This window comes from Oceanospirillum beijerinckii DSM 7166 (assembly GCF_000422425.1).
Classification (GTDB): Bacteria; Pseudomonadota; Gammaproteobacteria; order Pseudomonadales; family Halomonadaceae; genus Oceanospirillum; species Oceanospirillum beijerinckii.
In genome coordinates, this window is the sequence record NZ_AULT01000049.1 from 1 (window position 1) to 12,338 (window position 12,338).

Below are 12,338 nucleotides of genomic sequence, written 5' to 3' on the forward strand. Positions count from 1 at the left end.
GTCAATTTTCCTCCAAAAGTATCTGTATCAAAGCTAGTAAACAGCTTGAAAGGCGTGTCGAGCAGGCGATTAAAACAGATTCACCCTGAGTTGATTAAACCGGCGTATCTGAAAAACGCCTTGTGGAGTCCAAGTTACTATGCTGGAAGTGTAGGTGGCGCTCCGATCTCCGTTGTCCGTCAATATATCGAGCAACAAGCCAGACCTCATTAGAGAGGCTTGCGCCTCTACGCTCTGCATCCCTGCACTAAAAGTATGGGGTTTTCCGCGAAAGGTGATAATCGCTGTATGGGCTTTAATTTCTAGCAATACCGAAATCAAGTTACTGACTTGTTAATTATGAATGTTATGTTGTAACATAAATTTAAGGTTTATAACTCAATCCTACTCAATCGGTAAACCCATGCATTTAAATACTCCCAACAGCAGCGCTAGCGCTCTGTCTTTTAGCAAGCTGGCATTAGCTCTGGCCTTATCCTCTATTCTGGTCGGTTGCAATGGCCACAGTTCAGATAACGATAATGCGTCGGATGACGACCATACCGGTCACGATAATGACGATACTCATATCGAAAGTGCCGGTCGTCTTGCGATACTGAACAGTGCCGATAACAGCGTGAACTTTATCAGCCTGGATGATCAACAGAATCTGGGCAGTTTTACTCTGGGTTCTGCTGGTGCCCGTCTGCATGCCAGCCCGGAATACCGTTATGTATTGGCGGCAGAGCGTGATGCCAATCGGGTGTCTATTTTTGATAGCGGTCTGTATACAGAAGATCATGGTGACCATCTGCACGACTATGAAGTGGCACCCAGTGACACCGGCCTGCAACTGAATGGCGCAGGCCCTACTCACTTCTCTGTGCATGAAGAGTATGGTGTGGTGTTTAACGATGCCGGTGACGGTGTGATATCTTCTATCTCTGTGCTGAGCGATGAGCTGATCACTGCAAAAAGCACTTTCCCATCTCTGGAGCTGAGCAACAGCATGCACGGCGTGGCTAAGCTGATCGAAGATAAGCTGTTTGTTACCTACCGCGATACCTCGATTACTGACACCACTCTGCCTGCAGAAGTTGAGCGCTATAGCTTTGATGGCACCCACTTCACCCTAGATACCCGTTATAACACTCAGTGTCCATTGCTACACGGTGCGGCGTCTAACGAAGAGCACCTGATCTACGGTTGTGGTGATGGCATCCTGAGTATTGATCTGCACGATGCTGACTACACCGCGACCCATTACAGCAACCCAAGCTCCTTTGCCGAAGGCGACCGTATCGGCTCCGTTTATGCACACCACGAAGTAGGCGAGATGATTGGCACCGTGGGGTATCCACACCGCTCTCTGTTCCGTCTGTCCCCAGAAGCAGAACAGCCAATTCAAGCGCTGGAACTGCCGGACGGTGATCTGTCTGTAACGCAGGGCTTTAACCAGGATGGCGATAAGTTCTACTCCCTGTCTCCAGATGGTCAGCTTCACTTCTACAACACGGCAGATTGGACGCTGTCCAGCTCACTGCAGGTGATTGATGCGCTTACCGATGACAGCACTACACCTGTGATTGTTACGTCTCAGGCAGATGGTCATCTCTACCTGCTGGAACCAGACCGTCAGCGTGTACTGATTATCGACTCGGAAGCGGAAAGTCTGAAAGGTGCTATCGCTCTGGACTTCGCGGCCAGCACCCTGGTGTGGCTGGGTCTGAGTGCGGAACACGGCCATGACGAGCATGAGCATGAATAATCTCTGTCTGTTGGTCTGACGTTACGCTTTAGAGCGTTTTAACCAGACAGCACCTGATCTAGAGCCAAGCTAAGCCAGAGGCTGTCTCAAACCAATGGCTTAGTTTTTTCTTCATATCTCAGCACTGATCTCTCCGGTAAGTGCAAATAGTATTTAAGAACCCCTAATGAAAAAACAATCCCTCTCTCAAGTTATCGCTCTGGCCGGCACAATCGCCCTGGCAGGTCAGGCGTCTATCACCAACGCCGATGAGTTTAACCCGAATATCGGTTTGGTTTTGGATGGTATCTACAAAGCTGGTGATACCGCGTTGCAAGGTTCAGAAAAAGGTTTTGGCCTGGGTCATACCGAGATCACCATGGATGCCCCGGTTGATGATCTATTTTATGGTCGCCTGACAGCCGTATTAGAAGATCACGATGGCAGCACCGAGGTTTCACTGGAAGAAGCCTTTGTAGAAACCACCTCTCTGCCTTACGGTTTGCAGGCCAAAGCCGGTCGCTTCCTATCCAATGTGGGTTATTTGAATGGCCGTCATACCCATGAGGATAACTTTGCTGAGCGCCCAGCGGTGTATCGCGCTCTGTTAGGCAGTCACTACTACGATGATGGCTTGCAGCTGACGATGCTGATGCCGACAGATTTCTACTGGCAACTGAGCGCTGAAGGCTTTAATGGTCGCCAGTTAAGTGGTGAGAGCCATGATAAAACGTTAGGTGTTTACACGCTGGGTACCAAGTTTGGTGGCGATCTGGGTGATTCCAACAGCTGGCAAATCGGTGCGTCTTATCTGCACAACCGTCTGACTAACGTAGGTGCAGAAGAGGACGATGCTTATGACGACCACGACCATTCGGGTGACGATCACTCCGGTCACAGCCATAGTGCCCAATACGTCGGCAAACACCTTTATATCGCTGATGCAGTGTGGAAATGGGCGCCATCCGGTAATGCCAAATCCCAACAGCTGATGCTGTCCGGTGAGTGGCTGTATGCGGAAGAACCGAATCAACACGCGACTTCAGAAGACTTCCAGCGTGGTTGGTATCTGGCGGCCAGCTACCGCTTTACACCTCAGTGGACTGTTTCTGCCCGTACCGGTCAAGTAGAGCTGAGTGAAGCTCATGGTGATCACTTTCATGGTCAGGAGATGAAGGAAAGCAATCTGGCCCTGTCCTGGCGCCACTCTCACTTCTCGCTGATCCGTGCCATGTACACCCATCAGGACAGCGATCACTTTGATGAAGCGGACGACACTTTGACCCTGCAATATCAGATGATTTTAGGAGCGCACGGTGCCCATCAATTCTAATGGTTCCATATTGAGGAGCGGTCGCACTAAAGCTCTTGTTCTGCCTGTTAAATCTTTAGCGCGGCCATTTAAATCCCTGGTACTGCCGCTATTAACCACTGGAAGCCTGCTATTGCAGGCACTTCCAGCGCAGGCTCAGTTAGCTGCCCTGAGCCAAATCAGCCCTAAACCAGGCTCAGAACCGCTGCAGGTGTTTGCCTGTGAACCGGAATGGAAAGCCCTGGCACAGGATCTGGGCGGTGAGCAGGTCAAAGTGTTCACAGCGACCAATGCTTTTCAGGACCCACACTTTATTGAGGCCCGTCCATCGCTGATCGTAAAAATGCGCCGAGCGGATCTTGTAGCATGTACCGGTGCGGATCTTGAGATTGGTTGGTTGCCATTGCTACTGATGCGTTCAACTAACGCTCAGGTACAAACAGGTAAGCCGGGCCACTTTATGGCCGCAGACTTTGTACCCAAGCTGGAAATTCCTCATCAGCACGACCGCAGCATGGGCGATATTCATGCCGATGGTAACCCTCATATCCATCTGGATCCCAGACGTCTGATGATGATTGCTGAGCAACTGAGTCAGCGTTTGGTTCAGCTAGACCCGGATAATGCCGCTTATTATCAGCACCAGCATCAGGTGTTTTTTAAGCAGTGGCGTCAGCAGCTGAGTCAGTGGAAGCAGCAGACTCGTGCGCTAAAAGGTCAGGCTTATTTTGTCCAGCATCGTAACTGGAGCTATCTGTTTGACTGGCTCAAGTTGGAGGAGGTTGCTGATCTGGAACCCAAGCCGGGTATTCCACCCTCCAGCAGCCATCTGGCCAGCTTATTGGACAAAGTGGAAGGCAGTCAGGCTCAGGGCATTATGATCGCCAACTACCAGAACCCTCAGGGGGCTCGCTGGCTATCCCGACAAAGTGAGTCTCGTAAAAGTGAGTCCAGCGACCACCATGATCATGATAAAGCGCTACCTGTGATTGAGCTGCCATTTACTGTCGGTGGGTCCGACCAGGCCACTTCTCTGATCAGCCTGTATCAAGACATTATTGATCGTCTGCTGGCGGTGCGTTTATGAACGAGCTGAGCGTACTGGGCGAAGGTACGCTTGAGGGGGTGTTGGAGCAACTGATCGAGCAGCAGGATATCCTGCTGCCCGCCTTTTTGGCCGGTCTGATTATTCTGCTCAGCCATATTCCACTGGGCCAGCGAGTGCTGAACAAGGGCATTATCTTTTTTGATCTGGCCATTGCTCAGTTATCGGCCTTTGGTGTGGTGCTGTTCTCAGTGCTGTTTTCTTCGTTAACCCATCCCTTGCTGGTGCAACTGATGGCAGCAGGAACCGCGGTAGGCGGTGCCCTATTGCTCTACCGTATGCGCCACTTGGCAGTGAAACTGCAGGAAGCCCTGATCGGTATCCTGTTTATGCTCTCCGCTACCGGGATTATGTTGCTGCTGGCACAGGATCCTCATGCAGGAGAGAAATTTAATACCCTGCTGTTGGGGCAGATTCTGTGGATCAGCTATGAGGACCTGGATGATCTGCTGCTATTAACTCTGGGCATTGGTGGACTTTGGTGGGGGCTGAGTCGGGCGAATCGGGAACTGGCGTTTTATCCCTGCTTTGCTTTGGCGATTACCCTATCAACCCAATGGATTGGGGTTTATCTGGTTTTTGCCAGCCTGATCCTACCGGCATTAGTCAGTCAGAATAGTCGATCACCTAAAACCACCGCCTTTGTGCTGGGGTCCAGCAGTTATTTGCTCGGTCTGGTGATCTCTGCCTTGCTGGATCTGCCATCGGGTGCTGTTATCAGTTGGACGCTGGCGTTAACGGCACTGGGGTTTATTGTGTTGAAACACTCTCTGACAGATAAGCATCAGATTAAAAGCGGACAGAGCCCCGAGCCTGCTGCAAAGTGAGGCCTATCGCATTCCTTCCTCAGTAAATCACTACCTAAAAAAAGCGCCCGAAGTAATCAATCACTTCGGGCGCTCTTCTATCTGTATCAGATCACCAGAGCTATCTGATGATCTTACCCGCTTTGGAAGTTAAGCTGGTTCAGACGTTTGCTCTTGCTTAGCTTGTTGTTCGGCAAGCGTCGGATAATCCGTATAACCCTCAGCCGCCTGAGAGTAAAAAGTCGTTGGGTCCGCTTGATTCAGCTCCGCTTTCTGTTTCAGACGCTCCGGCAGATCCGGGTTAGCAATAAAGGGCACACCAAAGGCCACGGCATCGGCCTGACCATCCGTAATCACCTGCTCGGCTTCGTCACCGCTGTAACCCATATTCACAATCAGCTTACCTTTGAAGTGCTCACGGGCTGGAGTTACTACATCGCCTGTTTGCTCGCCCAGGAAGTCACTGCGCATCAGGTGTAGGTAGGCCAGATCAAAATCATTCAGGCGTTTTGCCAGCCAGGTGATCAGGCCGACAGGGTCGCTGTCCTGCATGCTGTTGAAGCTGTTCAGTGGTGACAGGCGTACACCAACACGGTCACTGCCCCAAACATTCACTACCGCTTCGATCACTTCCAGCAGCAGGCGGGCACGGTTCTCAATAGGACCACCATAAGCACCGGTACGTTTATTAGCACCGTCACGTAGGAACTGGTCCAGCAGATAACCGTTAGCGCCGTGTATTTCGACACCGTCAAAACCGGCGTGTTTGGCGTTTTCTGCCGCTTTAGCAAAGCCTTCGATAATCGCAGGAATCTCATCGTCTGCCAGTTCGCGTGGTACGGTATAATTCTGTTTGCCTTCCGGGGTATGCACCTGATCATTGGTAATTGCCAGAGCACTGGGAGCCACAGGCACACGACCGTCATTTAACGCCGGGTGACAGGCGCGACCACCGTGCCAGATCTGCAGTACAATACGGCCGCCTTTAGCGTGTACCGCATCAGTCACCTTTTTCCAGGCTTCAACCTGAGCATCAGAGTAGATGCCCGGCTCACGCCAGAATGCAGAATTGCCTTCCATCACCATGGTGGCTTCAGCGATCAGCAGACCGGCACTGGCTCGCTGAGCATAGTGCTCAGCAATCAGGTCAGTGGGCACATGGTTTTCGTCGGCACGACAACGGGTCAGTGGGGCCATCAGTACACGGTTATCAAGCTCTAAAGCACCCATTTGAATCGGTGAAAAAATATCTGTCATGGTCCAATACTCTCTTAATCTGGTTGCCCAAGCAGGCTAAAACCACGGGGGGCTAAAACCACAGCGGGCTAAAAACGGTTATTCCATCGCGGCTAATCCGTTACCCTATCAGGCTATTGGGATTGTGTGAGCCGGGACGGTTTGAATAGGTTTATTGGAACAGAAAACAGGTAGGCAGTTGTAGCGGGCAAATGCTTATCACAGTTTTAACTTTTGGTTTCAACCAAAAGCATTTCTTTACGCGTGTTGTTTAACAAGATGCCATAATCGCAGCTTTAACAGCGCTTTTTAAAAAGTATTTAACAGCCGTAGGGTAACAGGTAGGCCAGCGCAGGCGATTGTATGCTAAAAGATCTGAATCTAAAACATCTGTACTATTTCTGGGTGATTGCCGAAGCAGGCTCTATCGCACGGGCCAGCGATCAGCTGGACCTGTCGCCACAAACCTTAAGCGGTCAGCTATCTGCTTTTGAAGCTAAAACCGGCGCACTGTTCTTTCGTAAAGGCAGAGGATTAAAACTGACGCCTCTGGGTGAGCAGGCACGTCGCTATGCCAGTCAGATTTTTGCTTTAGCGGGTGAACTGGATCAGGTGTTAAAGCAGCCGGAAGTGGATTTACCACTGGATTTCTCCATCGGTTTTGCCGCTTCTGTACATAAGCTGATCGCCTATCATCTGATAACCCCTGCGATGGCGGGTAAGCGCCCTCTGCACCTGAAAGCCAACAGCGGGCATCTTAAAGATCTATTAAGAAGCTTGCAGCGCCAGCAGCTGGACCTGGTCATCAGTGATGAACCTCCATCAGAAGTGGATAAGGAGTTTTACTTCACCCCTTTATTCAGCTCATCTTTATCCTTGTTTGCCGCGCCTGATTTAGCTAAAAAACTCAGACCGAATTTCCCGCACTCACTGCATCAACAACCTCTGCTATCCAATGGCACCGACACCGTTTGGTTTACGGAGCTGACACACTGGTTGAAGAAGAACAAAGTGGAAATGCAGGTCTGCGCAGAGATTAGCGACAGTGCTTTAATCAAGGTCTTTGCCCGTGCAAGCATGGGGGTATTTGCAGCACCCACCAATATTAAAGATGAGGTCTGTCGCCAGTATCTGGTGGAAGAGATTGGTGAGATCAGAGAGGTCTTTGCCCAGCATTACGCCATCACACGCACCCCAGATCCAATCCACCCCGCCATTCATGCAATTTTGGTTGCAGCGCGGCAAGGTAAATTCATCGATAAAAATTGACAATTAAAACGAAAAAATCTGTTTTTCTGGACTATCGTTTCGTTCATCCTGTGCGGGAAGTCTGAAACAAGCGCGAATAACTGTGGCAGCGTGCAGCACTACTCACAGTTTGAAGCTCTATGACATAAGACTTCGTTCCGGTTTGTAAGGTACAGCTCTCCTCTCGCCTATAGGGGGCTGTACCTTACCTTAAGCTTTTTCTGCTTCTTGCTGATACCTTGGTTTTCCCCGTTTATTACTGATTCTCTATCAGTTGACCGCTACACTACAAGATATCTCGATTTTCAATACTGATATGGCTTACTAATCTTTCTTACGATAACCGTGAAACATAGCGGCAATTAAGTTATCTTTTTTAAGAATACTATCTTTGACTGCTCCTAATATATGTAGAGGAACCAGTATAAGAATCATATTGGCCATTATTTCATGCACCTCTTCTAACCAGCCCTCACCCCAGAAGTAGTCAATTTCCTCCATCATATACCCTGTAATGCCTAACCCTAATATCAATAGCATTAGTATTATCATCATCACTGCCCCTACCGGGTTATGTGTGATAATAGAAGGCGTATATGTGCCCTTCCAGTATGAGATCAGTCGACCAGGACTAGGCCAGAAGCTTGACCAGCGAGCAGGTAAGGGACCTATAAAGCCCCAAACCAGTCGACCTGATAATAGAACCACTGCCGCATAGCCTAACCACTGATGCCAATCATCGCCCTCTTCATTTAAAGCAAAGTTGGCAAAAAAGATAACAACCAGTGACCAATGGAAAATGCGTACAAACAGATCCCACACGCGTATACGCTGATGCGGCTCAACCATGATTAATCCTCTACTTCCTGCTTCATGATCTTACCTGTAACCGGGTGGAAATAGACCTCTACCTTCTGACCGGCCTGATTCCAGCCATAAATTTCATAACAATGGCCGCGAGATTCTTTGAATTTCTTAATCTTATAGCCCATATCAACAATGCGCTGTTGCATCTCATCAGCATTGATCCAATCAGCCGTGCGTCCTTCAGTACACTTTGGGCCAGCCAACGCTGTGCCACTGATGGCCAAAGTCAGAGTAAACGCGGTGCCTAATGCTACTTTTTTGATTTTGGATACTTGTGTTATTGGGTTCATAGTTTTGCCTTATCTTGGTTATTAACTTACTGCGATAGGGCTAGTATCTGCGCCAAAGCTTAAGGAAAACTTAAATTATCATACGTATTTTCTATCCGATTACTTGGCATTGTAGTGGCCGGATAATCCGGGGTGCCATTTTATGAGAATAAAAGGCATCGCATCTTCAGCTATAAACAACAGCATTAAAATTAAAAGTCCTGAAAACACGGTTGTTACCAAACTGTTCTCTTACCATATAAAAAGCCAGCGACTCTTCTAAAGAGTGCTGGCTTTTATCGTTTCGCTTTTTTCTTAGGGCTCAGAGGATTCGATACATACAGATACTCTGCCTCACCTGTGGGAAAGCGTCTATGTTTACCTGATAGGCTAATTTTGCTTAATCATAAAATGATCAAAGAACCTCGCCAGCTCTGCATGGGCATCTAAAGGTAGGATAGTAGCAATATGCTGATCAGGGCGAACGACAACAACACAGCCTTTAGTACGATCTACGCCACGTAGCTCATAGATATCGTTGCCAAGCTGAGACTGGAACACCTTTTCATAATCGTGCAGGCCGTATTTGCCTTTGGCAGGCCACAGATACTTATGTAGATCATGCATGGACAGATCTTGCTGCTGAAAGATTGCATAAGTATCAATCACAGAATCGATATCTGCGCCTTTTGGTGTGTATTTCACCACGGGAGAGCTGTCATCATTAGCCAGGAAGTCGATCAGCTTATAGGCATCTGACGAGGTATCGGTTGGAGTTTGCTCGCCACCAAAGATAAATAAGCGCCAGCGGCCATCCGCTTTAACCAGATGCCCCAGGTGTTGAATACGTCCATCTGCGGTGCGCTGAGCTTCGGCTGAATGGAAACGTTGGCCAATTTTAAAGCCTGAAGCCAATTCCTGGTTTTCCTGACCGGTACAGATATAGGACGGGAAGTACTCAATAGAGGTACCGGATACAAAACCGCTCTGACGCTTCATAAAGGCTTCGATTTTAGCCGTATCAACCTGAGCCTGATCAGACTCATCGCCTGCTGCCGGGCGTGTTGCAACCAGTTTAGACAGCTCACGGTCCGCATCGATCAGCTGTTGCGCCACTTTGCGGCGTTCAGTTTCGTAGGTGTGCAGCAGCTTTGGATCACATTTGCCTTGCAGTACCGACGCCAGCTTCCAACCCAGGTTAAAAGTATCCGGCAGCGATGTGTTCAGGCCCCAACCACCTTTTGGACTATGAGTATGGCAGGCATCACCGGCTACAAAAGCACGGGGAACAAGGTTCTCAGGGCTACCCGCAGGGCGATTATCAAAACGCTCTGCGATACGTTGGCCCACTTCATAGATCGACCACCAAGCCACTTCTTTCACATCCAGTGTATACGGGTGGAAAATCTTCTGTGCCTTGGCGATCAGATCTTTTTCGGTCAGTTTTACGTCACTGGCGCGTTTATCCTTACCCAGCAGATCAAGTTCAACGTAGAAACGACACAGATAACCGCCTTCACGGGGAATAGTCATCACCGCACCGTGATCTTTCGATTGGATAAAACTTTTCACTCGGATATCAGGGAAGTCGGTATTCAGAAGAATATCCATCACACCCCAGGCTTTGTTGGCCGAATCACCCTGCAGTTCAATACCCATGCTTTTACGTACACGACTACGGCCACCGTCACAGCCTACGACATAGCGTGCTTTAACGGTTTCGATCTTGCCATTGCCCTCTTCATCCGTCCGTTTAAACGTTGCTGTAATCGGGTAAGCATCCAGATCCTGTGTCAGGCTATCGTCAATTTCCATTTCTACCAGCTCGCGGCTGTAGTGTGGTTCCAGGTGAGTGATTGAGTTACGCATACCGTCAATCAGTAATTCATGCAGACGGGCCTGGTTGACAATACCGTGGGTGAACTCAGATAGCCCTGCCCGGGCGTCAGCAATTTTCTCGGTGCGCTTGATGTTTTGCGGATTGTTTGCGTCCGGTTCCCAGAAGGTGTTTTGTTTCAGCTGATAGGTCTCTTTTACGACCATTTCGCTGCTATTAAATGCTTCCATGATCTCCATAGTGCGGCACGAAATACCATCGGCACGCCCAAACAGCAGTGGGCCAGGAGCCATATCAACGATACAGGTTGAGATCTCTTCAAACTCGGACATTTGTCGTGCCATGGTCAACCCTGCAGGGCCAGTACCGACAACCAGGACATCAACCTGGGTTGGCAAATCCACAACAGGAGGGTTGGGATAAGGCTTACGAGCGGCGTCAGGAACCTGATAGTTACCAGGCTTAAAACCGTTTAGGTGATATTGCACGACATGCTCCTTGGTAGGCAGTGAATCAATATTGTTTCGTCTATTTATAGTTAATATGTTAATGGATTAATAGTTAACATCTTAATAGATTTTGAGTCAATACAAACCGAAGTGGTCCTTAGGATATTCAGGATAGATTACTCACAATCGCTACAGGCCAGATAACACGAGTAACGCTCAGTTAGAGCGAATATATCCAGATCAAATCATAAGAAATATTCATGTACAGATAAAATAAAAGCATTTTTATTCATAAATAGATCCCGGTATAAATTACACATTGCTCGCCTTAAGAGATGATTTGGGGTGGTTTCAGTCTGAATCAGTAAGCATACGGCCAAAAAGCTGTGGCAGCGGCTGCCAGAAAATAAGGGCCAGACTGTTCAGCAGACAAGCTGACATTCCATAAAAGAGTACCCGACGAATTTAGGTTTTATCTCAGAATATTGGACACCGGATCGCCATGAAAAAAGGTTTCACATACCGCATCAAGCGCATCAGTTTCGATGAAAACTATCGGCCATCAGACAGCACACGTCTGACCACTAACTTTGCCAATCTGGCTCGCGGCGAAAAACGCCAGCAGAACCTGAGTCGGGCGATCAAGATGATCAATAACCGCTTCAATACCTTGGCGTACTGGGATAATCCTGACAGTGATCGTTATAGGGTTGAGCTGGAAATTATCCATGTGGGTATTGATGTGGAAGGCAAGGGAGAACATTTCCCAACCATCGAAATGTTAAAAACCTATATCCTGGATCATAAAACAGGTCAGCGTATTGAAGGCATTGTTGGCAACAATTTCTCTTCCTATGTGCGCGATTATGATTTTAGTGTTCTGCTGCTGAATCATAACAAAGGCAAAGATCAGTTCAGTGTGCCGGATAACTATGGCGAGCTGCATGGCAATATGTTCAAAGACTTTGTTCATTCTGAGGCTTACCAGCAAAATTTCAACAAGCTGCCGGTTATCTGCCTCAGTGTCTCGGATAACAAAACCTACTACCGTACGGCGAATCAGCATCCGGTTTTAGGTATGGAGTATCAGCCGAATGAGCCGTCATTAACGGAACAGTATTTCAAAAAGATGGGCCTGGAGGTGCGTTACTTTATGCCGCCCAATAGCGTGGCACCCTATGCGTTCTATTTCTATGGCGACCTGTTGAACGATTACACCAGCCTGGAGCTGATCAGCACCATCAGCACCATGGAGACGTTCCAAAAGATCTATCGTCCTGAGATCTATAACGCCAATGCGTTTGCAGGGGATATCTTTAAACCCAGCCTGAAACATCAGGATTATTCATTGACACAGGTGGAGTACGACCGGGTAGAGCGCAATCGTTTAGCAGTTGAACAGGGCAAATGGACGGAAGAGCATTTTATCAAGCCCTATGAAGCCATTCTGCAACAGTGGTCTGCAAACTTCGCCTGATTTTTA

At 48.7% G+C, this 12,338-nt stretch carries 11 protein-coding genes; 7 read left to right on the top strand and 4 right to left on the bottom strand.

What is annotated here, in order from left to right:
* The 5 genes from tnpA to H579_RS25790 form a co-directional block, all read left to right on the top strand.
* A partial coding sequence (gene tnpA, locus H579_RS28645) for an IS200/IS605 family transposase (protein WP_157834626.1) occupies positions 1-213 on the top strand: 213 nt, incomplete at its 5' end.
* A gap of 190 nt (positions 214-403) precedes the next feature.
* On the top strand, positions 404-1,747 hold the full coding sequence (locus H579_RS25785; protein ID WP_051227664.1) for a hypothetical protein: 1,344 nt from the start codon (positions 404-406) through the stop codon (positions 1,745-1,747).
* 166 nt (positions 1,748-1,913) lie between these two features.
* Complete coding sequence (locus tag H579_RS0114585) at positions 1,914-3,059, top strand: hypothetical protein (RefSeq protein WP_028301303.1); 1,146 nt, start codon at positions 1,914-1,916, stop codon at positions 3,057-3,059.
* Positions 3,043-4,125 carry a metal ABC transporter substrate-binding protein gene (locus tag H579_RS0114590; RefSeq protein WP_211224725.1) on the top strand — a complete coding sequence of 361 codons (1,083 nt, stop codon included), beginning with the start codon at positions 3,043-3,045 and terminating at the stop codon, positions 4,123-4,125. Before H579_RS0114585 ends, H579_RS0114590 begins: the two co-directional genes overlap by 17 nt.
* Entirely contained in the window at positions 4,122-4,970 is an 849-nt protein-coding gene (locus H579_RS25790) for a metal ABC transporter permease (protein WP_051227665.1), read from the top strand. Before H579_RS0114590 ends, H579_RS25790 begins: the two co-directional genes overlap by 4 nt.
* A 129-nt stretch (positions 4,971-5,099) precedes the next feature.
* Here the strand turns inward: H579_RS25790 and H579_RS25795 are convergent, their stop codons facing one another.
* On the bottom strand, positions 5,100-6,206 hold the full coding sequence (locus tag H579_RS25795) for an alkene reductase (protein WP_051227666.1): 1,107 nt from the start codon (positions 6,204-6,206) through the stop codon (positions 5,100-5,102).
* Between the two features lie 342 nt (positions 6,207-6,548).
* Here H579_RS25795 and H579_RS0114605 point away from each other — a divergent pair, with 342 nt between their 5' ends.
* Positions 6,549-7,454 carry a LysR family transcriptional regulator gene (locus H579_RS0114605; protein WP_028301305.1) on the top strand — a complete coding sequence of 302 codons (906 nt, stop codon included), beginning with the start codon at positions 6,549-6,551 and terminating at the stop codon, positions 7,452-7,454.
* Between the two features lie 303 nt (positions 7,455-7,757).
* Here H579_RS0114605 and H579_RS0114610 read toward each other — a convergent pair whose 3' ends face one another.
* The 3 genes from H579_RS0114610 to H579_RS0114620 all read right to left on the bottom strand — a co-directional run bounded on the left by H579_RS0114610 (position 7,758) and on the right by H579_RS0114620 (position 10,894).
* A complete protein-coding gene (locus H579_RS0114610; protein WP_028301306.1) occupies positions 7,758-8,282 on the bottom strand; it encodes a cytochrome b/b6 domain-containing protein in 525 nt (174 codons plus the stop codon).
* 2 nt (positions 8,283-8,284) lie between these two features.
* Entirely contained in the window at positions 8,285-8,590 is a 306-nt protein-coding gene (locus tag H579_RS0114615; RefSeq protein WP_084624153.1) for a PepSY domain-containing protein, read from the bottom strand.
* 369 nt (positions 8,591-8,959) lie between these two features.
* The gene (locus tag H579_RS0114620; protein ID WP_028301308.1) at positions 8,960-10,894 is read right to left on the bottom strand and encodes an FAD-dependent monooxygenase; all 1,935 of its coding nucleotides are present in this window, start codon (positions 10,892-10,894) and stop codon (positions 8,960-8,962) included.
* Between the two features lie 463 nt (positions 10,895-11,357).
* Here H579_RS0114620 and H579_RS0114625 point away from each other — a divergent pair, with 463 nt between their 5' ends.
* Positions 11,358-12,332, top strand: coding sequence for a DUF1852 domain-containing protein (locus H579_RS0114625; RefSeq protein ID WP_028301309.1), 975 nt, complete (start codon positions 11,358-11,360; stop codon positions 12,330-12,332).
* Positions 12,333-12,338 lie beyond the last annotated feature (6 nt).